Below are 21,175 nucleotides of genomic sequence, written 5' to 3' on the forward strand. Positions count from 1 at the left end.
AAGCTGGCAGCCTCTCCCGGGCCGTTTGCATGGTCTCACTTTATGAGATAGGTCGTTAGTTGATGGAAAGAGCCGCGTCAAATACAGACTCGGGCGAACGAGAGGATGCTGCAGTGCGCGACAGTCTATGGGATCGTCGGAGCGTGCTCGCGGGCGCTGGCGCGCTGTCTTTTGCCGGCGCGGTGCCTGCCGTGGCGCAGGGCGCTGACGTAGGTGTGGGGGCGTTCCTCACGATGCCGCTCTGGCCGGGCAAGCCCCCAGGCGGCGCGCGCGTCGCCGCGACCGAGAACCGGGTCGAGCGCCAGCCGGCGACGGCCGATGGCAATTACATCGTCGAACATGTCCGCCAGCCGACGCTGACGATGCTCAAGCCCGCCAAGCCCAACGGCGCCGCTGTGCTGCTGATCCCCGGCGGCGGCTATCGCTTCGTATCGATGGGCAATGAAGGCTTTCCCGTCGCGCGGCGCTTCGCCGAGGCGGGGTACACTTGCTTCATCCTGCTCTATCGCCTGCCCGCCGACGGCTGGTCCGCCGGTGCCGACGTGCCGCTGCAGGATGCGCAGCGCGCCGTGCGCACGATCCGCAGCCTTGCTCCGCGCGAGGGCTTCGACCCGCAGCGGATCGGCGTGGTCGGCTTCTCGGCGGGCGGGCATCTCGCCGCCTGGCTCGCGACGCGCGACGTGCGCGAGATCGCCGCGCCGCTCGATGCGATCGACCGGTTGCCGGCCAGCGTCACCGCCGCCGCCTTCGTCTATCCGGTGATCACGCTGCGCGATCCGGTCGCGCACAAGGGCTCGCGCGAGCAGTTGCTCGGCGCCGATGCTGCTCCCGCGCGGATCGCGGCCTATTCGCTCGAGGAGAACGTGATGGCGACGCCGCCGCCAGCGGTGCTGGTGCATGCGCTCGACGATCCCGCCGTGCCCTATCAGAACAGCCTGCTGATGGCGGAGGCGCTGCGCGCGCGCAAAGGCGCGGTGGAGGTGCATTTGCTTGAGTCCGGCGGCCACGGCTTCGGGCTCGGCACCACCAAGCCGGCCGTGGCGAACTGGCCCGAGCTGGTTGCGGGTTTCCTCGGGCGGCACGGCGTATGACCACCACGCCGCGCGTCGCACTGTTCGTCACCTGTCTGGTCGACCTGATCCGCCCGCGCATCGGCTTCGCCTCGATCGCCGCGCTGCAGGCGGCGGGCTGCGAGGTCGTCGTGCCTGAGGCGCAGACCTGTTGCGGCCAGCCCGCGCTCAATTCGGGCGATCGCAAGACCGCCGAAGATTTCGCGCGCCGCAACATCGCGCTGCTCGAAGGCTATGACCAGGTCGTCGTCCCGTCGGGTTCGTGCGCGGCGACGATCCGCGTCCACTATCCCGAAATCCTCGAGCATGACGCGGCGTGGTTCCCGCGCGCGCAAGCACTGGCCGCCAAGACGTTCGAGATCCTTGCCTATCTCGACGAAGTCCGTGGCTGGAAGCCCGAGGGCGTCGCGCTGCCGACGACCGCGACCTATCACGACAGCTGCTCGGGCCTGCGCGAGCTCGGTATCAAGCGCCAGCCGCGCCGCCTGCTCGCCGCGATCGACGGGCTGGAGCTGAAGCCGCTGGCGGGTGCGGAGACGTGCTGCGGCTTCGGCGGCACGTTCTGCGTCAAATATCCGGCGATCTCGAACGCGATCGTCGGCGAAAAGACGGCGGCGATCGATGCCGCCGGCGCCGACCTGCTGCTCGCGGGCGATCTCGGTTGCCTGATGAACATGGCGGGCAAGCTCCACCGCGACGGCTCGCCGGTCCGTGCGTTCCACGCGGTCGAACTGCTCGCGGGCATGGGCGACGGCCCGGCGATCGGCGAAGAGGCGTGAGCGGCGGGTTCGCGGAACGCGTCGACGCCGCGCTTGCCGATCCGATCCTCAAGCTCGCGGTCGAGCGCACCGCCGGCACCGCCGAGGCCAAGCGCACGCTCGCGATCGACGCCTTTGCCGATTTCGAAGCCGCGCGCGACCGTGCGGCGGCGATCAAGGATCATGTCATCGCCAATCTCGGCGGCTACCTCGAACGCTTTGAGGCGAACGCGGTGGCGGCGGGCGCCGTCGTCCACTGGGCACGCACCTCGCAGGAGGCGTGCGACATCGTCATCGGCCTGTGCAAGGCTGCCGGCGCGAAAAGCGTCGCGCGCTCGAAATCGATGCTCGGCGAGGAAATCGGCCTGCCGCACGCACTCACCGAGGCCGGCATCACCCGCGTCGAAACCGATCTTGCCGAACATATCATCCAATTGTCGGGCGAGCGCCCGTCGCACATCATCTGGCCCGCGATGCACAAGACGCGCGAGCAGGTCTCGGTGCTGTTCAAGGCCAACCACCGCGATCCGCACACCGAAGAGACGATCGCGGCGATGGCGGAGAGCGCCAGGCGCCATCTGCGCGAGGGGATGCTCGCGGCCGATGTCGGCATTTGCGGTGCGAACTTCCTGATCGCCGACACCGGCGCGGTGTGCACCGTCACCAACGAAGGCAATGCCGAACTGTCACTGGTGCCGCCGCGGATGCAGATCGTCACCGCCGGGATCGAGAAGATCGTGCCGTCGATGGGGCACGCCGTGCACATGCTGCGGATGCTCGCGCGCTCGGCAACCGGCGCGCCGCTGACGCAATATACGACCTTCTACACCGGCCCCAAGCGCCCCGGCGACCGCGACGGGCCCGAGGAAATGCACATCGTGCTGGTCGACAACGGCCGCACCGCGATGCGCGAAGACGGGCTTGCCGAGATGCTGCGCTGCATCCGCTGCGGCGCGTGCATGAACCATTGCGTGGTGTTCCGGCAGATCGGCGGCCACGCTTACGGCGGCACCTATCCCGGCCCGATGGGCGCGGTGCTGACCCCGGCGATCGATGGCTTGGCGGCGAACCGCGACTTGCCCAACGCTTGCACGCTCAACGGCAAATGCCAGGAGGTGTGCCCCGTGCGCATCCCGCTCCCCACGCTGCTACGCGGCTGGCGCGAGAAGAGCTGGCGCGAGGGGCTCGAGCCGAAAGCGACCCGCGCCGGGATCGGACTCTGGGCGTGGGTCGCACGCCGCCCGCGGCTCTACCGCACGGCGACCGCGACCGCGCTCACCGCGCTGCGCTTGCTGGGGCGCACCGGCTGGCTGAGCAATGTGCCGCTCGCCAGCGGCTGGACGCGGCATCGCGACTTGCCCAAGCCGGCGGCGGAAAGCTTCATGGCGCAATATAAGAAAGGGCAGCGCCAATGACCGCGCGCGACGCAATCCTGTCGCGGCTCGGCGGCACCATGACGCCCTCGCAAATCGCGGACGAAGCCGCCGCTTTGCTGATCGCGCCCGAACGACCACCCGTCGATCTGGCCGCGCTCGAGCAAACCTTCGCGGAGCGGCTCGCGCTGCCGAGTGTGGCCGCAAGCTATGACCGCATCTCGGACTGGAGCGAAGTCCCCGAGGCCGTGCGGCGCTATTGCGCGGCGAACGGCCTGCCGGCGGTGCTGTGCCTGCCCCCCGACCCGCGCCTCACCGCGCTCGACTGGCGCGGCGTGACGCTCCACGACGGGGCCGCGCCCGATGAAGACGCGGCGTTGGCGATCGCGCGGTGCGGCGTCGCCGAAACCGGATCGCTGGTGTTCGAGACCAGCCCCGAAGCGCCGATGCTGCCGAACTTCCTCGCGCTGCATCATCTCGTGATCGTCCCCACGCTGGTCGCGCATCTCGAGGACGCGATCCTGCCAGGCGCACAGCCGCGCGCGCATTATTGGGTGACGGGCGTTTCGGGCACGACCGACATCGAGGGCACCTATGTTCGCGGCGCGCATGGCCCGCGCTTCCTCCACGTTATCCGACTGGCGACCCCGCTAAAGCCATGAACGGACCCGACGAACGCTTGCGCTGAACGGGCAACCCGATGGGCGAGCGTGTGTCCCACACGACACGGAATTTCACATTTCGTACATTTAGCCTTTCATATGGCATTTTATTAGCCGTATATAGATAACGCACTTCACATATTGGGATCAGCAACGACTGACCCGCGTGATTTTCGGGGAGGATATCATGACCTATCGTCGCTTAGCGCTCGCAGCCGCTCAAGTTTCCACGCTGGCCCTTATGGTCGCCGCGACCCCGTCCTGGGCGCAGCAGGCGAGCGCCCCCCAAGCCACCCCGCCCGAAACCGCCGCCGCTCCGGGCGACGACGCGCAGGCGCCCGACATCGTCGTCACCGGCTTTCGCGCCTCGCTCAATGCAGCGATCAACCAGAAGCGCCGCGAGACCGCCGCGGTCGACAGCATCGTCGCCGAGGACATCGGCAAGTTCCCCGATTCCAACCTCGCCGAATCGATGCAGCGCATTCCCGGCGTCGCGCTCGCGCGCGGCGATGGCGGCGAGGGTCGCAACATCTCGGTCCGCGGTCTCGGCGCCGCTTTCACGCGCGTGCGCATCAACGGCATGGAAGGCACCGCGCAGACCGGGTCGTCGGACATTTACGGCGCCGGCAACAGCGGCCGCAGCTTCGACTTCAACGTCTTCCCGACCGAAATCTTCTCCGAACTGGCGGTTCGCAAGACGCCGTCCGCCGATGTCGAGGAAGGCTCGCTCGGCGCGACGGTCGATCTGACCGCGCCCAAGCCGCTCGCCGGCAAGCGTGACTTCACGCTGACCGCGACCGCGCGCGGCATCTACAACGAGCTGTCCAAGAAGGTGAACCCGCGCGCCTCGCTGCTCATTTCGAAGAAGTTCGCCGACGGCACCTTCGGCGTGCTCGCTTCGGTCGCCTATCAGCAGCGCGACATCCGCGAAGTCGGCTATTCGGCGGTCGACATCCTGTCGTCGAACACCAATGGCGGATTCTGCTCGCCGGTCGGTTTCACGCCGGTGAACCCGGCGGTCGGCAGCAAAGGCGCCTCGGCGACCGAATGCTATCCGGGCGTACCGCGCACCAGCACCGCGGCTGCCTACAACACCATCGTCAACGCGCGGCGTGCCGACTTGCCCAACACGCCGGGCAGCGGCGCCTTCCTGCCGCGCATTCCGCGCTACCTCAACTCGACGCAGAACCAGAAGCGGATCGGCGGCACGCTGACCTTCCAGTGGCAGCCCGACAGCGCCACCGACATCTCGCTCGACTTGCTCTATTCGCAGTTCGATGTCGTGCGCCGCGACAATTACATCGCCGGCCTGTCGTTCGGACGCTCGGCGACGAACAACGGCCAGCCGGTCACCTCGGTCAAGGACGTGCAGCTCAGCCCGAAGGGCAGCCTGGTCTACGGGCTGTTCGACGGCGTCGACGTCCGCTCGGAAGGGCTGGTCGATCGCTTCGTTTCGACCTTCAAGCAAGCCAACCTCAACTTGAAGCACGATTTCACCGACCGCTTCGGCGTCACCGGCCTGTTCGGCATCAACGAATCGGTATTCGACAACAAGCAGCGCTTCCAGTCGTTCATGGATGCGATCGACACGCCCAATTTCTCGGTCGACTATCGCAAGGGCAATGACACGCCGCTGCTCGGCTTCGGCTTCAACGTCGCCGATCCCAACGCCTTCGCGTACGGGCCCGCGCTGGCCGACGGCACGGTGCGCGGCGGCTACAACTTCCAGGGCAAGCCGTCGGTCAACACCAACAACGGCACGACCGGCGAGCTCAACTTCCACTGGAAGGTCAGCGACAGCCTGACGCTCAAGGCGGGCGGCCAGTATCGCCGCGCCGACTTCACCGTGCGCAACCTCGTCCCCTACACCGCCGACGTCGTGACGAAGGCCTTGCCCGCCGGGACGACGCTGGCCAGCCTGACCACGCAGATCAAGGGTGTCGACCAGCTCTGGGGCAATGGCGCCCCGGCAAGCTGGGCGGCGCTCGATCCCGACAAGCTGATCTCGACCTTCAACCTCAATGCCGTGCGCTATTGCGGGATCGAGTGCGGCGCGCAGTCGAGCCGCGTGCTCGAGGAAGTCTCGTCGGCCTATGCCATGGCGGCGTTCGACCTCGGGGAGCGGCTGGGGGGTATCGGCGTGCGCGGCGATGCCGGGGTGCGCTACGTCCACACCGACCAGACTTCGTCGGGCTATATCTCGGTCGCCTTGCCCTCGTCGCCGACCGGCGTGACCGGCAGTTTCCAGAGTGCGTCGAAGCGCTACAGCGACTGGCTGCCATCGGGAAATCTGGTGATCGAGCCGGTCCGCAACCTGCTGTTCCGCTTCTCGGGCGCCAAGGTGCTCGCGCGCCCCGAACTCGCGCAGTTGACCCCGACCAGCAGCATCACCGCGACGACACGCGTCGGCAGCTTCCAGAACCCGCAACTCGATCCGATCCGCGCGACGACGTTCGATGCCGCGGTCGAATGGTATTTCCGCCCGGGTGCGCTGCTGTCGGCGGCGTTCTTCTACAAGGACATCAAGTCCTATGTGCAGAACGTCAACACGCAGGAAGTGTTCAACACGCTCGGCCTGCCGGCGGCCTTGCTCAACGGCACCAACACCGCCCCGACCGAAATCTTCACGATCTCGCGCCCGACCAACACGCCCGGCGGCAAGCTGAAGGGGATCGAGGCGAATGTGCAAATGCCCTTCACCTTCCTCCCCGGTTTCCTCAAGAATTTCGGCGCGCTGGCGAACTACACGCATGTCACCTCGCGCATCCGCTATATCCTGGCGAGCGTGAACGGCGTGCCGACCGTGACGACCACTGCCGATCTGGTCGGCCTGTCGAAGAACACCGCTTCGGGCACGCTGTATTATGAGGACCGCAAGTTCAGCATCCGCAGCACCGCCAATTGGCGCGACGGCTTCATCCGCGGCATCCCGGCGTCGCCGGGCAGCGATCTGCAAGGCAATTCGCAGACGCTGTTCGTCGACGCCTCGGCCTCGTACAACGTCAACGACAACATCAAGCTGATCGTCGAGGGCACCAACCTGACGGGTGAGCAGAACCGGCTCTACACCGACAGCGTCCGCCAGGACACGCTGTTCCAGACGCGCATCGGGCGGACGTTCACCTTCGGCGTGAACTTCAAGCTGTAGTCGGAGGGCGGGGGGGGGGGCGGATCGGTCGCCCCTCGCTTACCCGTCAGCGCGCGCGGACGCCGAGCGTATATTCGGGCACCACGCGGATCGTCCGCAGGTCCGCCACCTGGCCCGTCGCCGGGAGCAGCGTGCGTGCGCTGTCGTCGAGGTAGATCGGCGCGTCGCTGCGCAGCGGGAGCGCGGTGAGCGTCCACGGCTTGCCGTCGCGCGTCAGATAGAGGCTGTTGACGCCGATCGTGCCGCCAGGGCCCGTAGCGGTCCCCATGTGCAGATGGGCGCTGCGCAGCGGCGGCGGCGGCTCGCTGGCATCGATTTTAACAACCGTCTGCCCAGACGCGGCAGTCGAGGCGAGCAGCGCCGCGACACCCAGCCAGCGGGAAGTCGCGGTCCCGACGGCGCCCGCGCGCGCTCTGCCATGGCTGTGCATACCGACCTCCCGATCCACGATGTGTCGCGTGGTGTTCGGTAGGGGTACCCACCTGACACGCACGCGACAATCCCGCACTGCGAACCGATACACTACAAGTTGGAAGTCGGCGTGTGTTGCCGCGACGCGATCGGCGAACCGATCCGACCGCTCCCGCCATCATCGAGCCGCTGGCAAGCGCAGCCGCAAATCTGCTAGGACGGCGCATGTCCGCGCTTCTCCCCGCCTCCCCCCGCCCCCTTGGTCTTTCCGCATGAGCGACAAGGCGGTGAACAGCGACGCCGATGATTCGCGCAAGACCGGGACGCAGACGCTCGAGCGCGGGCTCGATTTGCTCGAACTTGCGGTCAACGAGTCGCTCACGCTCGCCGAGCTGACGTCACGCTCGGGCTTGCCGCGCGGCGTGGCATACCGCCTGGTGACCGCGCTCGCCGGGCGCGAGTTCCTCGCACAATCGGGCAACGGTCGCTTTCGCGGCGGACCGAGCCTGTTGCGCCTGAGCCACCGCGCGGGCGAGCAGACCGACATCGCCGCGATCGCACGCCCGCATCTCGACGCGCTGTCGGAGCGCACCGGGCTGAGCGCGTTCCTCGGCCGGCGCGACGGCGAGTATTCGGTGCATTTGCTGCGCTCGCAGGGCAGCGAGCGTGTTGCCGTGACGACCCAGCCTGGCACGCGCCGCCTGTTGCCCGAGACCGGCATGGGCAAGGCACTGATGCTCGACGACACGCCCGCCGAATGGGCGCGACTGCAGACGCTGATCGGCGCCGAGCATCGCCCCGACGCCTTGGTGCCGGCGCTCGAGGCCGCGGCGGCGAGCGGCGTCGTGCTGCAGCGCGGGCCACCGCCCGATTCGATCTGTTCGGTCGCAGCCCCGGTGCGCGATGCCACCGGCCGCATCGTCGCCGCGATCAACGTCGCCGCCGCGGCCCCCTATCTCAGCGACGCGCGAATGGCCGAGCTTGCGCCATGGGTGAAGCAGGCGGCCGAGGCGGTCGGAACCGTGCTCGGGCATGCTGGCGTGCGGCGCAGCAGATCGAACGCATAGCCGCTTGACCTCCGCGCATTCGCGGCGCAGGCGGTCCGATATCTGAAACGGAGTTTCACATGTTCGACCGCACCTATTACGCAACCCACCCCGACATGATGGAGTGCGTCTCCAACGACGAATTGCGCGATCGCTATTTGATCCAGGATCTGTTCCGCGCCGGCGAATGCGTGCTCAATTATACGCATGCCGAGCGCGCCGTGATCGGCGGCGTCGCGGTCGCGACCGGATCGGTCAAGCTTCCCGACCAGACCGAACCGGCCTCGGCGGCGGGGCATCCCTTCCTCGAGCGCCGCGAACTGGCGATCGTCAATGTCGGCAAGGCCGCGGGCACCGTCACCGTCGATGGCGAGGCGTTCACGCTCGGCAACAAGGATTGCCTGTATGTGACGATGGGCTCGAAGGACGTGCAATTCTCGGGCGACGGCGCGCGCTTCTATCTGGCGTCGTGCCCGGCGCACAAGGCGTTCACGACCAAGCTGATCTCGACCAAGGACGCGACCGCGCTCGAGCGTGGGAGCCTCGCCGAGTCGAACGAACGGACGATCTTCCAGATGGTCATCCCCGGCATCTGCGATTCGGCGCAGCTGGTGATGGGCCTCACCGTGCTCAAGGAAGGCAGCGTGTGGAACACGATGCCGCCGCACATCCACGAGCGCCGCAGCGAAATCTATTTCTACTTCGAGCTCGACGATCTCGAGAAGGATCGCGTGTTTCATTACATGGGCGAGGGCGAGGCCACCCGGCACATCGTGATGGCGAACGAGGAAGCCGTGATCTCGCCGCCCTGGTCGATCCACATGGGCTCGGGCACCAAGGCCTATGCCTTCATCTGGGCGATGGCGGGCGAGAACCAGGACTATACCGACATGAACGTGCTGGATATCTGCCAGCTGGCGTAACCCGTCGGGCCTGGGGAGAGCGTTGCTCTTCCCGGGCGCGCCGGAGAGGCGTCGCCGGGGTCATCCCGGTCGACGGCGCCGAGCGAAGTCGGTGCGGCGCGCCGACAGTCGAAACCGTCTAAGGTGCGTTGAGTAGCGCATCGAACACGCTATGGAGAAGGCGCGTTTCGGGAGTACGCGTCCGGCAACCGGCCTTCGGCCGTACCAAGGCGACTGCATACGTGACCGATCTGGCAGCATCGCCCAATCCACCCGACGCGGTCAAACAGCCCCAGCGCCCCAGGCTCCGCGATGTGCTCGGCCCCGGCCTCATTACCGGTGCGTCAGACGACGATCCGAGCGGCATCGCGACCTATTCGCAAGCAGGCGCGCAGTTTGGCTATACCCTCGGGTGGATCATGCTGTTCAGCTGGCCGCTGATGTGCGCGATCCAGGAGATCAGCGCACGGATCGGGCGGATCACCGGCCGCGGGATCGCCGGCAATCTCAAACGACACTATCCGGCGCCCTTGCTCCACGCGATCGTCACGCTGCTGGTCGTGGCCAATACGATCAATCTCGGTGCCGATCTCGGCGCGATGGCGGCGGCGTTGCAGCTGCTGATCGGCGGGCCGCAACTCCTCTATGTCGCCCTGTTCGCCGTGGCATCCGCACTGCTCGAGATCTTCGTGCGCTACGCGCGCTATGTCTCGGTGCTCAAATGGCTGACCGTCTCGCTGTTCGCCTATGTCGGCGTCGCATTCATCGTGAAGCTGCCGTGGGGCATCGTCGCGCATGCGGTGGTCATCCCGGATATTGCCTTCAACGCCGCCTATCTGACCGTGGTCGTCGCGATCCTCGGCACGACGATCAGCCCCTATCTGTTTTTCTGGCAGGCCGAGGAAGAAGCCGAGGACGTCAAGGAACGCGCCGGCGCCAAGCCGCTCATTCGCGCGCCCGAACAGGCCCCGTCCGAATTGCGCCGGATTCGCTGGGACACGATCGTCGGCATGGGCTTTTCGAACGTCGTCGCGCTGTTCATCATCCTGACGACCGCTGCCACGCTGCACGCGCACGGCGTCACCGACATCCAGACCTCGGCGCAGGCAGCGCAGGCGCTGCAACCGATCGCCGGGCGCTTCGCCTTCCTGATCTTCGCGCTTGGCATCATCGGGACGGGATTACTGGCGCTGCCGGTGCTCGCCGGATCATCGGCATATGCGCTGGGCGAAGTCTTTGGATGGCATGTCGGCCTCACCCGCAAACCGGGCCGGGCCAAGCGCTTCTACGGAATGATCGCCGCCGCGACGCTGGTGGGCGGAGCGCTCAACTTCACGCCGATCGACCCGATCAAGGCGCTGTTCTGGAGCGCGGTCATCAATGGCATCGTCGCCGTTCCCGTGATGATCATGATGATGCTCCTGGCGCACAACCCGAGAGCGATGGGCGCCTTCCGCCTGCCGCGGATGCTGTCGATCATCGGCTGGCTGGCGACCGCGACGATGGCGTTGGCGGCGATCGGGATGTTCGCGACATTCGACGCATAACGCACGATCGCGGCCGACCACGGAACCGACGTCGCCTTTGCCTGTTCTGTTCGCGAAACGACCGGGCCGGCAGGCGGTCCCGGCGGTGTCATGGAGAAAAATCATGGGCGAACTCACCGACAAGCTGAACGCCGCAGGCAACAAGATCGCCGGCAACGTCAAGGAAGCAATCGGCAAGGCGACCGACAATGAGAAGCTGGTCGCCGAAGGCGAAGCGCAGCAGCTCAAGGGCACCGCGCAGGACGTCAAGGGCAGCGTCAAGGGCGCACTCGGCGACAAGATCTAAACAAGCGCTGATCTTGTCAGGGGCCGCCGCGGAGACGCTGCGGCCTTTTTCGATACGACCTGCGTCAGTTCTCGCGCGGTGCTTGAACGCTCTAAAACGGGCAATCCCACCCAAAGGTCCGAACACCGCGACAGGCGACGGCGCGCGGAACGAACCACGCCCTCCGTCATTTGCATCTGCGAATGCGACACGGAGACACCGCAATGAAAACCGTCCTGCTTGCCATGGTTGCCCTGGCCACCCCTGCCCTCGCGCAAACCCCCGCTTCGCGCTCGCTGCAGCCAGTGACGATCACGATGACCGATCATGGCTTTGTCCCCCGCAATATCGCTTTGCGCCGCGGCGGCTCGTACGTGCTGCATATCGCGAACCGATCGGACAAGGGCCACAACCTCACGCAGAAGGCCTTTTTCGCCGCGGCGCGCCTGAGCCGCGAAGACCGTGGTGTCGTGCGCGACGGGCAGATCGTCCTTGCAGCGGGCGAACGCGCCACGATCCGCTTCCAGGCTCCGCTGACGCGCCGGGGCGGGATGTTCCAGTTCAGCAGCACGACGCTTGGCGATGCCGACAACGCGTATACCGGCGCGTTCCGCATCCAATAACGGTCGCACGAACGACGGATCCTGTGTCGGGGTCGGCCCGTCACAGGTCAGCGCTTTTCATTGCACGATACGATAGTTCGGCTGTAGTCGAACAATGGAACTAAAAAACGCTGTCACAGCGCTCTCGGCGCTTGCCCATCCGAGTCGGCTCGCCGTCTTTCGGATGCTGGTACAGGCTGGGCATGAGGGGATCGCGGCCGGCGAGATTGCGCGGCGGCTCGATGTCCCGCCCAATACCCTATCGTCCAACCTCACCATCCTGACCAATGCCGATCTGGTCGAGAACCGCCGCGATGGCCGGTCGCTGATCTACTCGGCACGATACGAGAGCATGGCCAACCTGCTCGAATATCTCCTGGAGGATTGTTGCGATGGCAATCCAGAAATCTGCGCGCGCATGGGCGACATGGTGCTGCGTGGCCGCTGCGTCGAAGAGGGCACCGCATGAGCGACCGTATCGATACCAGCGTGCCCGAAGACGCGACGCCCGACGCGCGCGCGCCTGGCATGACCGCCGATATCATCATCTATCACAATCCCGCCTGTGGAACTTCGCGCAATACGCTGGCGATGATCCGCAATGCCGGGATCGAGCCCCACGTCGTCGAATATCTCAAGACGCCGCCGTCGCGGGCGTTGCTCGTCCGCTTGATCGACCGGGCGGGCCTAAGCCCGCGCGACCTGTTGCGCGAAAAAGGCACCCCTCACGCCGAACTGGGTTTGGCCGACGAAACGCTGAGCGATGAGGTCCTGCTCGATGCGATGATCGCGCATCCGATCCTGATCAATCGCCCAATCGTCGTTTCGCCGCTCGGCGTGAAGCTGTGCCGTCCGTCCGAAATCGTCCTCGACCTGTTGCCCGCAACGCATATCGGGGCGTTCACCAAGGAAGATGGCGAGGCGGTCATCGGCGCGGATGGCGCGCGGATCGTCTGATGACGATCGCCGTGCTGATTTTCCTCGCGACGCTCGCGCTGGTCATCTGGCAGCCCAGGGGGCTCGGGATCGGGTGGAGCGCGATGGCCGGTGCGCTCGTCGCGCTGCTGGCCGGCGCGATCACGCTGGCGGACGTGCCGGTGGTGTGGGGGATCGTGTGGAACGCGACCGGCGCGTTCGTCGCGATCATTCTGATCAGCCTCATCCTCGACGAAGCAGGCTTTTTCGAATGGGCGGCGCTCCACGTCGCGCGCTGGGGTGGGGGCAACGGCAAGCGGCTGTTCGCGCTCGTCGTGCTGCTGGGGGCGGCAGTGTCCTCGCTGTTCGCCAATGACGGCGCGGCGTTGATCCTGACCCCGATCGTGATCGCGATGCTGCGGGCGCTCGGCTATGGCACCAAGGCAACGCTGGCGTTCGTGATGGCGGCGGGCTTCATTGCCGACACGGCCAGCTTGCCGCTCGTCGTCTCGAACCTCGTCAACATCGTTTCGGCCGACTTCTTCAAGCTCGGCTTTGCGCACTATGCGCTCGTCATGGTGCCGGTCGATTTGGCGGCTATAGCGGCGACGCTCGCGGCGCTTCTCCTGTTCTTCGGCCGCGACATCCCCTCGAATTACGACGTGACGCAGCTTCGCGTGCCCGGCGAAGCGATCCGCGACCGCGCGACGTTCCGCGCCGGATGGGTGGTGTTGGCCCTGCTGCTTGCCGGGTTTTTCCTGCTCGAGCCGCTGGGCGTTCCGGTCAGCGCGACCGCTGCGGTGGGGGCGCTGGTATTGATCGTCATCGCCGCGCGCGGTCCTGTCATCGAAACCCGCAAGGTCGTCCGCGGGGCGCCGTGGCAGGTCGTGATCTTTTCGCTCGGCATGTATCTGGTGGTCTACGGCCTCAAGAATGCGGGCCTGACCGATCATCTGGCGGTCACGCTCGATTACGCGGCACATGGCGGCGTATGGGGCGCGGCGTTCGGGACCGGCATGATCGCAGCGCTGTTGTCATCGATCATGAACAACATGCCGACCGTGCTCGTCGGGTCGCTCTCGATCGATGCGACCCACGCCACCGGCGTGATCAAGGACGCGATGATCTACGCCAATGTCATCGGCTGCGATCTCGGGCCAAAGATCACGCCGATCGGCTCGCTGGCGACGCTGCTGTGGCTCCACGTCCTCGCGCAGAAGGACGTGAAGATCGGCTGGGGCTATTACTTCCGGGTCGGCGTGACGCTGACCATCCCGATCCTGCTGGTGACGCTCGCGGCGTTGGCGCTACGGCTCAGCCTTCGCTGATGCCGCTGCGCTCGCTGCCCGATCCAACCCATCTCCCCGCGCTCGATCCGCGCTATGCCCGGCGGCGTCCGGCGATCGGCCTTGGACCGGATGATCCCGCCCCGCGCATCCTGCTGCTCTACGGGTCGCTGCGTGAACGCTCGTTCTCGCGCCTGTGCGTCGAGGAAGCCGCGCGGCTGCTCGAGTTCTTCGGTGCGCAAACACGGATCTTCGATCCCTCGACCTTGCCGCTGCCCGATCAGGTGGCAGGCGACGACCATCCCGCGGTGCACGAATTGCGCGCACTGTCGCTATGGTCCGAAGGCCATGTGTGGTGCAGCCCGGAGCGGCACGGACAAGTCACCGGCATCATGAAGACGCAGATCGACCACCTCCCGCTCGCCATGGGTGGGATGCGCCCGACGCAAGGGCGCACGCTCGCGGTCATGCAGGTATCGGCCGGGTCGCAGTCGTTCAACAGCGTCAACACGCTACGCCTCCTCGGGCGCTGGATGCGGATGTTCACGATCCCGAACCAGTCGAGCGTTGCAAAGGCGTATCAGGAGTTCGACGAATCCGGCCGGATGAAGCCGTCGGCTTACTATGATCGGATCGTCGACGTGATGGAGGAGCTGGTCCGCTTCACGATCGTGCTGCGACCCCATACCGCGCAGCTCGTCGACCGCTATTCCGAGCGAAAGGATGCTGGGCGGGCCTAGGCTGGATCGCGCCGACCGACCAGGCCGGCGGCTTGTCGGGCATCATCGATCTGCCGATCGCCCCTGCGCTCGGCCGCAATCTGGTGCAGTGGGAGCGCTCCGACGGGACACCGCTGCGCCTGCCGAGCGAGGATATCCCCGACCCCACGACCCTGCGCCTTGTCACACCGGGTTCAAGCCAACGCTCCGGTTAGCCGGGGTCTGCGGTCAATCCGCTCGGATCGGAGGATCGCTGTCCAGTCGGCTCAACACCCTACGCGCCTGCTCGCGGCAGCATGAGCGCGTCGAGAAACGTCTGCCGCCACCAATTTATGTCCTGCGATTCAATCGAATCCATGCACGCGCGCCAACGGCGGATGCGCTCCGCGCGATCCATTCGCATGGCCTTCAGGATCGCGTCGGACACTTCCTCGGCGCTATACGGGTTGACCAGGATCGCCTCGGTCAACTGGGCGGCTGCCCCGGCGAAGCGCGACAGGATCAGGACGCCGGGATCCTCGGGATCCTGCGCGGCGACATATTCCTTCGCCACCAGGTTCATCCCGTCGCGCAGCGGCGTGACCAGTCCGATCTTCGCCGCCCGATAGATTCCGGCCAACGTATCGCGGCCATAGCCCTGGTTGACGTAGCGGATCGGGACCCAATCGACATCGGCATAGGCACCGTTGATCCGCCCCGACAGGCCCTGCAGCGTGTCGCGAATCCGCTGGTAGCTGCCGACCGCGCCACGCGACGGCGGCGCGATCTGCAGGAGAAACACTTCCTTGCGCTCTTCGGGATGCTCGACCAGGAACCGTTCGTAGCCGAGGAAGCGCTCCTCCAGCCCCTTCGAATAATCGAGCCGGTCGACCCCGACGATCATGTCGCGACCATCGGCGCTGTCGCGCATCTTCCGGTACGCCAGCCGCGCCGGCACGCCCGCTGCGAGCTCGACGAATTCGGGCGTGTCGATCCCGATCGGGCACACCAGAGCGCGCACGCTGCGGTCGCCGAGCGTCACGATCCCGTCCGCACCGATCGTTCCGCCGAGCTCGAGACGGACGAAATCGAGAAACGACTCGAGCCATTCGGCGGTGTGGAAGCCGATCACGTCATAGGCGAACATCCGCCGCACCAATTCCGCCGCTTCGGGCAGGATCGACAGCAGCCGACGCGGCGGCCAGGGAATGTGCAGGAAGAAACCGAGCCGATTGCCACAGCCGCGCTGGCGCAGTTCGTCGCCGAGCGGGAACAAATGGTAATCCTGGATCCACACCACGTCGTCGGCCTCGAGCAGCGGCGCGACCATGTCGGCGAAGCGCGCGTTGACCCGCTGGTAACCGCCCGCGAAATCGCGCTCATATTCGGCCAGATCGACGCGGTAGTGGAACAGCGGCCACAGCGTCCGGTTGGCGTAGCCGTTATAATATTCGTCGATGTCCTGGTCTTCCAGGTCGATCGTGGCGGTCGTCACACCCTGATTGACCTGATAGTCGATCTCGCCGGTGAACGTATCGATCCGTTCGCCCGACCAGCCGAACCACAGGCCGTCATGCTCGCGCAGCGCCGATGCGAGCGCGACCGCCAGCCCACCCTGGGCACCGGATTGCGATCCCTTGGGGGCCGACACGCGGTTCGAGATGACGATCAGCCGGCTCATCGGATCGCGCTCCACGGCTTGCTGAGCAGGACGGCGCAATTGATCATGCCGACCAGCGAATAGGTTTGCGGGTAATTGCCCCACAATTCGCCGGTCTCGGGCTCGATATCCTCGGAGAGCAGGCCCGCCGCGGTCCGCCTGGCGAGCATCTCCTCGAACAGCGCGCGCGCATCGGCGCTGCGCCCGGTGAAGTGCAGCGCCTCGATCAGCCAGAAGGTGCAGACGTTGAACGCGGTCTCGGGCAGGCCGAAATCGTCCTCGATCGCGTAGCGCAGCATGAACGACCCACGGCGCAGCCCCGCTTCGACCGCCGTCAGCGTATCGAGGAAGCGGGGATCGTCGGGCGACAGGAAGCGCAGGTCGAGCAATTGCAGCACGCTCGCGTCGAGATCGTCGCCCGCGAAGGTCGCCGACATGCGCTTGGTCTCGGGCCGCCACGCGGCGGTCTCGATCCGCGCACGGATCGTGTCGGCGCGCTCCTGCCAGAAGGTCGCGCGATCGGTCAGACCGAGCGCCAGCGCGGCATTGGCGAGCCGGTCGCACGCCGCCCAGCACATCGCCGACGAATAGGTGTGGACGCTCTTGCGCGTGCGCAGCTCCCACAGACCGGCATCTGGCTCGTCGTAATTGAGCCAGGCGCGCTCGCCCACGCGCTCGAGCGATTCGAAATCCTCGAGACCCGCCATGCGGAACAGGCGCGTGTCGAAAAAGGCGTGCACCGCGCACAGCACGATCTGGCCGTAGGCATCGTGCTGGATCTGCTCATAGGCCTGGTTGCCGACGCGAACCGGCCCCATGCCGCGATACCCCGCGAGCGCCGGTTCGATCCGCTCCTCGAGCCGCGCCTCGCCCAGCACGCCGTACAGCGGCTGGATGTGCCCGCCGGCGGCATCATCGACGATGTTGCGCAGGTAGCCGAGATAGTTTTCGAGCACGTCGAGCGCACCGAGGCGGTTGAGCGCCTGGACGGTATAATAGGCGTCGCGCACCCAGCAGTAGCGGTAATCCCAGTTGCGCTGCGATCCGGCATGTTCCGGAATCGAAGTCGTCATCGCCGCGACGATCGCGCCGGTTTCCTCATGCTGACACAGCTTCAGCGTGATCGCCGAACGGATTACTACGTCCTGCCATTCGAGCGGAATGGCGAGGCCACGCACCCATTCCTGCCAGTAGCGCGTGGTATCGGCGAGCATCGTGTCGAGCGTCGCGGCGAGATCGCCCGCAAACCCCTCATCGGGCCCGAGGAAGAAATGCAGCGGCCGCTCGACGCGGAACGCGCGCTCTTCCTCGACCATCCCGACCGGCGCGGTCGTCGTCAGACGCAGCGCCATGCCCGGCATCAGGAAGCGGATGTGGTTCGATCCGCCGGTCTGCTCGCCGCAGGACCCGCCCCAACCGCAGGTCGGACGCAACCGCACGCGGATGCGCGGGCTGCCGGTCACCGGCCGCACGATCCGCGCATAGGACACCGGGCGATAGCTGCGCCCCTGGCGTTCGAAGCGCGGGCAGAAATCGATCACGTCGATCGCGTTGCCCGTCGCGTCGGTATGACGGCTCACCAGGATCGGGGTGTTGCGAACATAGTGCTGCTCGACCTGCACGCTGTCTTCGATCTCGATCGCCCAGAAGCCGGCTTGCGGCGTCTCGCCGCCGAGCAGCGACGAGAACACCGGATCGCCGTCGATCCGCGGCACGCAGCCCCACACGAACTGGCCCGCCCGATCGACGAGCGCGCTGACCTGGCAATTGCCGATCGGCCACAGATCGACCGAGCTCATGCCGCCTGCTCGCACGCGGTTTCGAGCCAAGCGAGCGTGTCGGCAACATCGTGCAGACCATAGAGCGCGCTGCTCGGGCGCGGATCGCCCACGAGGATACCCGCACCCCCGAGCGCGGCGGCAGCGGCCATAGCCGGTTCGTCGGTATCGTCGTCGCCGAGGAAGACCGGGCGATGCCCCGCCATCGGCGCCTGCTGCATCAACTGGCGTAGCGCGCTTCCCTTGTCGGCCCCGCCGACGCGCAGTTCGACCATCATCTTGCCGGTCTGCAAGTGCAGCCCCGTCTCGTCCGCAAGCTTCCCGGCGAGCGCGTGTGCCGCGGCTTCCATATGGGGGGCGCCGCGATAGTGCAGCGCCTCGCCCAGCGTCTTCGTCTCGACCAACAGGCCCGGCGTTGCGTGTGCTAATTCTGTCATGATGGCATGAATACGATCGAGAGCAGCCGGTCGTTCCGGCAAGGATACCGTTCCGTCGCGCCAGCGCACCTCCGTGCCGTGGCTCCCCGCGATCGTGAGCGGCAGGCTGCCGAACAGCGCGGCGATGCCATCGACCGAGCGCCCGCTGATCACGGCGACGCGGCCATCGAGCCGTTCCGTCAACCGCGCGATCAACGCCGCAAGCCGCGCATCGACCGCGACCAGATCGGGGCGCGTGGCAAGCGCGACGAGCGTTCCGTCGAAATCGAGGAACAGCGAAGCGTTCCGCAACAGGGCAGCGGGCGGTCGTGGCAAAGGCTTTGTCATCGCGCCTGCGTTAGATCACAAATCCCGCGCTCGCGCCCCTTATGTGAGCGATGCCTGCACATCCCGATATGATCGGTTTCTATCGAAATCATCCAGTCAACCGTGTCGGGATGCCCCGCCGGGCAATCTTTCAGACGGGCCACCGATGGTTCGGGCCATGGCCCATATTGAGCTAAGGTCGACTGAAATCTGCTCGGACAGCATCCGACATCACGCACGACAAGTTGGCAAAAATCTGCCGCTTTGTCGATGGTTGTCGGGTGTCCTGCGAAGAACGAATGGTGCCCGGAAGAGGACTCGAACCTCCACGCCCTTGCGAGCGCCAGCACCTGAAGCTGGTGCGTCTACCAATTCCGCCATCCGGGCACTGGGTAGGTCGCGGGCCTTAGGGGAGGCGAGTCGGCCTTGTCAACACACTGTGTGCTGGGGCAAGGGCTGACCACCCCAAGCGAATGGCAGGCACAAGGCGCACGCGATGAAGAATACACTGGTTACGCTGATCGGCGGCGGAGGGTTTCTCGGCCGCTATGTCGCACAGGCGCTGCTCGAAAGCGGTGCGCGCGTGCGAATCGCACAGCGCGATCCGCGCCAGGCGTTTTTCCTCAAGCCGCTCGGTGGCTTGGGCCAGACGCAATTCGCCGTTGCCGACATTTCCAAGCCCGATTCGATCCGCCGCGCGGTCGCGGGCTCCGACGCGGTGGTCAATCTCGTCGGCATCCTGAGCGGGGACTTCCAGAAGATCCAAGTCGAGGGTGCGCGGATCGTCGCCGAGGCCGCTGCCGCTGCGGGGGTCGCATCGCTCGTCCATGTCTCGGCGATCGGGGCCGATCCGCACTCCGCCTCGGCCTATGGCCGCTCGAAGGGCGAAGGCGAGGCTGCGGTCCACGCCGCCTTCCCGACCGCCACGATCCTGCGCCCGTCGATCGTGTTCGGGCGCGAGGACCAGTTCATCAACCGCTTCGCCGCGATGGTCGCGACGGCGGCGTCGATGCCGCTCGTCCATGTCGTGCCCGTGCTGCGCGCCGGCACCAAGTTCCAGCCGGTTTATGTCGGTGACGTGGCGGACGCCGTGATCGCGGCGCTGAGCCATCCCGAGCTCGCCGCCGGCAAGACGCTCGAGCTCGGCGGGCCCGACGTGCTGTCGATGGGAGCTCTGGTGCGCTGGATCGCCAAGGCGACCAACCGCACGCCGAAAATCGTCGAACTGCCCGATGCGATCGGCGCGGCGATCGCTGCGGTCGGCTTCCTCCCGGGTGCGCCGATCACGCAGGATCAGTGGAAGATGTTGGCAAACGACAATGTGGTTTCGGCGACCAACGGACTAGAGCTGCTCGGCATCACGCCGACGCCGCTCGACGCGGTCGCGCCGGGCTGGCTGGTGCGCTACCGCAAGGGCGGACGCTTCGCGGTGCCGGCGGCGGCATAAGCGCCGTCTATTAGGGGGAATTTCGTGAGCGACATCATCAGCATCATCCTGCTCGGCATCGTCGAGGGGGTGACCGAATTCCTGCCGGTGTCGTCGACCGGCCACCTGATCCTCGCGACCAAGCTGCTCGGCTATGATGCGGCGCGCTGGCAAGTGTTCAACATCGTCATCCAGCTGGGCGCGATCCTCGCGATCGTCGTGCTGTACTGGCGGACCTTCCTCGCGGTCGCGATGGGTCTGGCGCGGCGCGATCCGGTGTCGCTGCGCTTCGTGCGCAACATCCTCGTCGCGTTCATTCCCGCCGCGATCCTCGGGCTTGCGATCCACAAGCAGATCGAGGCGCTGCTCGGCAATGCGGTGGTCGTGTCGATCGCGCTCGTCGTCGGCGGGATCGCGATCATCGCGGTCGAGCGGCTCGCCCCCAAAAGCGACATCGTCGGCGTCGCGGACATTCCGCTCGGCAAGGTCGTCGGGATCGGCTGCCTGCAATGCCTGGCGATGGTGCCGGGCGTCAGCCGTTCGGGCGCGACGATCCTCGGTGCGCTCGCGCTCGGGGTCGAGCGGCGCACCGCTGCCGAGTTCAGCTTCTTCCTCGCAATCCCGACGATGCTCGGCGCGACCACGCTCGAACTCGTCAAGAACCGGCACGAATTGCTGAGCGGGCAAGGCGTCGGGCTTGGCGCGATCGGCCTCGGCTTCGTCGTCGCGTTCATCGTGGCACTGCTGGTCGTGAAGTGGTTCGTCGGTGTCGTGACACGCTATGGCTTCGTGCCGTTTGCTTGGTACCGCATTATTGCCGGAACCGCGGCTTTCATGTGGCTTATGACTATTTAGTCCGTTTCGGCCATATTTAGGCTACGAACG

At 66.4% G+C, this 21,175-nt stretch carries 21 protein-coding genes and 1 tRNA gene; 17 read left to right on the forward strand and 5 right to left on the reverse strand.

Going from position 1 to position 21,175, the window contains the following annotated elements; genetic code table 11:
- The first annotated feature begins 113 nt into the window (after nt 1-113).
- The 5 genes from E2E30_RS13745 (at nt 114) to E2E30_RS13765 (ending at nt 7,011) form a co-directional block, all read left to right on the forward strand.
- Nucleotides 114-1,091, forward strand: coding sequence for an alpha/beta hydrolase (locus E2E30_RS13745; protein ID WP_240698941.1), 978 nt, complete (start codon nt 114-116; stop codon nt 1,089-1,091).
- Nucleotides 1,088-1,849 (forward strand): (Fe-S)-binding protein, encoded by a 762-nt coding sequence (locus E2E30_RS13750; RefSeq protein ID WP_133190688.1) that lies wholly within the window; start codon nt 1,088-1,090, stop codon nt 1,847-1,849. The genes E2E30_RS13745 and E2E30_RS13750 overlap by 4 nt, the downstream gene beginning before the upstream one ends.
- Nucleotides 1,846-3,243, forward strand: coding sequence for a lactate utilization protein B (locus E2E30_RS13755; protein WP_133190690.1), 1,398 nt, complete (start codon nt 1,846-1,848; stop codon nt 3,241-3,243). The genes E2E30_RS13750 and E2E30_RS13755 overlap by 4 nt, the downstream gene beginning before the upstream one ends.
- Nucleotides 3,240-3,863, forward strand: a complete 624-nt coding sequence (locus tag E2E30_RS13760; RefSeq protein WP_133190692.1) for a LutC/YkgG family protein — start codon at nt 3,240-3,242, stop codon at nt 3,861-3,863. Before E2E30_RS13755 ends, E2E30_RS13760 begins: the two co-directional genes overlap by 4 nt.
- 187 nt (nt 3,864-4,050) lie before the next feature.
- Nucleotides 4,051-7,011 carry a TonB-dependent receptor gene (locus tag E2E30_RS13765; protein ID WP_133190694.1) on the forward strand — a complete coding sequence of 987 codons (2,961 nt, stop codon included), beginning with the start codon at nt 4,051-4,053 and terminating at the stop codon, nt 7,009-7,011.
- 46 nt (nt 7,012-7,057) lie between these two features.
- Here E2E30_RS13765 and E2E30_RS20800 read toward each other — a convergent pair whose 3' ends face one another.
- The gene (locus E2E30_RS20800) at nt 7,058-7,441 is read right to left on the reverse strand and encodes a hypothetical protein (RefSeq protein ID WP_165954419.1); all 384 of its coding nucleotides are present in this window, start codon (nt 7,439-7,441) and stop codon (nt 7,058-7,060) included.
- Nucleotides 7,442-7,694: 253 nt separating this feature from the next.
- Here E2E30_RS20800 and E2E30_RS13770 point away from each other — a divergent pair, with 253 nt between their 5' ends.
- From E2E30_RS13770 to E2E30_RS20805, 10 genes are all read left to right on the forward strand, one after another.
- Entirely contained in the window at nt 7,695-8,489 is a 795-nt protein-coding gene (locus tag E2E30_RS13770; protein WP_165954525.1) for an IclR family transcriptional regulator, read from the forward strand.
- A gap of 59 nt (nt 8,490-8,548) precedes the next feature.
- Nucleotides 8,549-9,391: a 5-dehydro-4-deoxy-D-glucuronate isomerase gene (kduI, locus tag E2E30_RS13775; RefSeq protein ID WP_133190698.1), complete on the forward strand. Its 843-nt coding sequence runs from the start codon at nt 8,549-8,551 to the stop codon at nt 9,389-9,391.
- A 221-nt stretch (nt 9,392-9,612) separates the two neighbouring features.
- Complete coding sequence (locus E2E30_RS13780) at nt 9,613-10,917, forward strand: NRAMP family divalent metal transporter (RefSeq protein WP_240698942.1); 1,305 nt, start codon at nt 9,613-9,615, stop codon at nt 10,915-10,917.
- A 103-nt stretch (nt 10,918-11,020) separates the two neighbouring features.
- Nucleotides 11,021-11,203: a CsbD family protein gene (locus E2E30_RS13785; RefSeq protein WP_133190700.1), complete on the forward strand. Its 183-nt coding sequence runs from the start codon at nt 11,021-11,023 to the stop codon at nt 11,201-11,203.
- Nucleotides 11,204-11,406: 203 nt separating this feature from the next.
- On the forward strand, nt 11,407-11,805 hold the full coding sequence (locus E2E30_RS13790) for a cupredoxin domain-containing protein (RefSeq protein ID WP_133190702.1): 399 nt from the start codon (nt 11,407-11,409) through the stop codon (nt 11,803-11,805).
- A 94-nt stretch (nt 11,806-11,899) separates the two neighbouring features.
- Nucleotides 11,900-12,253 (forward strand): ArsR/SmtB family transcription factor, encoded by a 354-nt coding sequence (locus E2E30_RS13795; protein WP_133190704.1) that lies wholly within the window; start codon nt 11,900-11,902, stop codon nt 12,251-12,253.
- A gap of 59 nt (nt 12,254-12,312) precedes the next feature.
- On the forward strand, nt 12,313-12,741 hold the full coding sequence (gene arsC, locus E2E30_RS13800) for an arsenate reductase (glutaredoxin) (RefSeq protein WP_133192107.1): 429 nt from the start codon (nt 12,313-12,315) through the stop codon (nt 12,739-12,741).
- Nucleotides 12,741-14,027, forward strand: coding sequence for an arsenic transporter (locus tag E2E30_RS13805; RefSeq protein WP_133190706.1), 1,287 nt, complete (start codon nt 12,741-12,743; stop codon nt 14,025-14,027). Before arsC ends, E2E30_RS13805 begins: the two co-directional genes overlap by 1 nt.
- Nucleotides 14,027-14,725 (forward strand): arsenical resistance protein ArsH, encoded by a 699-nt coding sequence (gene arsH / locus E2E30_RS13810; protein ID WP_133190708.1) that lies wholly within the window; start codon nt 14,027-14,029, stop codon nt 14,723-14,725. The genes E2E30_RS13805 and arsH overlap by 1 nt, the downstream gene beginning before the upstream one ends.
- A gap of 32 nt (nt 14,726-14,757) precedes the next feature.
- Entirely contained in the window at nt 14,758-14,919 is a 162-nt protein-coding gene (locus E2E30_RS20805) for a hypothetical protein (RefSeq protein WP_165954526.1), read from the forward strand.
- Between the two features lie 59 nt (nt 14,920-14,978).
- Here the strand turns inward: E2E30_RS20805 and E2E30_RS13815 are convergent, their stop codons facing one another.
- The 4 genes from E2E30_RS13815 to E2E30_RS13830 all read right to left on the reverse strand — a co-directional run bounded on the left by E2E30_RS13815 (nt 14,979) and on the right by E2E30_RS13830 (nt 19,251).
- Nucleotides 14,979-16,364 carry an alpha,alpha-trehalose-phosphate synthase (UDP-forming) gene (locus E2E30_RS13815; RefSeq protein WP_133190710.1) on the reverse strand — a complete coding sequence of 462 codons (1,386 nt, stop codon included), beginning with the start codon at nt 16,362-16,364 and terminating at the stop codon, nt 14,979-14,981.
- On the reverse strand, nt 16,361-18,142 hold the full coding sequence (locus tag E2E30_RS13820; RefSeq protein WP_133190712.1) for a glycoside hydrolase family 15 protein: 1,782 nt from the start codon (nt 18,140-18,142) through the stop codon (nt 16,361-16,363). The genes E2E30_RS13815 and E2E30_RS13820 overlap by 4 nt, the downstream gene beginning before the upstream one ends.
- Nucleotides 18,139-18,885 carry a trehalose-phosphatase gene (gene otsB / locus E2E30_RS13825; RefSeq protein WP_133190714.1) on the reverse strand — a complete coding sequence of 249 codons (747 nt, stop codon included), beginning with the start codon at nt 18,883-18,885 and terminating at the stop codon, nt 18,139-18,141. Before otsB ends, E2E30_RS13820 begins: the two co-directional genes overlap by 4 nt.
- A 279-nt stretch (nt 18,886-19,164) precedes the next feature.
- Nucleotides 19,165-19,251 (reverse strand) — tRNA-Leu (locus E2E30_RS13830).
- A 109-nt stretch (nt 19,252-19,360) separates the two neighbouring features.
- Here E2E30_RS13830 and E2E30_RS13835 point away from each other — a divergent pair.
- Together E2E30_RS13835 and E2E30_RS13840 are read left to right on the forward strand one after the other, a co-directional pair.
- A complete protein-coding gene (locus E2E30_RS13835) occupies nt 19,361-20,311 on the forward strand; it encodes a complex I NDUFA9 subunit family protein (RefSeq protein ID WP_133190716.1) in 951 nt (316 codons plus the stop codon).
- A 24-nt stretch (nt 20,312-20,335) separates the two neighbouring features.
- Nucleotides 20,336-21,145 (forward strand): undecaprenyl-diphosphate phosphatase, encoded by an 810-nt coding sequence (locus tag E2E30_RS13840; RefSeq protein ID WP_133190718.1) that lies wholly within the window; start codon nt 20,336-20,338, stop codon nt 21,143-21,145.
- The last annotated feature ends 30 nt before the right edge of the window (nt 21,146-21,175 follow it).

It is taken from the genome of Sphingomonas sp. AAP5 (assembly GCF_004354345.1).
GTDB classification, from domain to species: domain Bacteria; phylum Pseudomonadota; class Alphaproteobacteria; order Sphingomonadales; family Sphingomonadaceae; genus Sphingomonas; species Sphingomonas glacialis.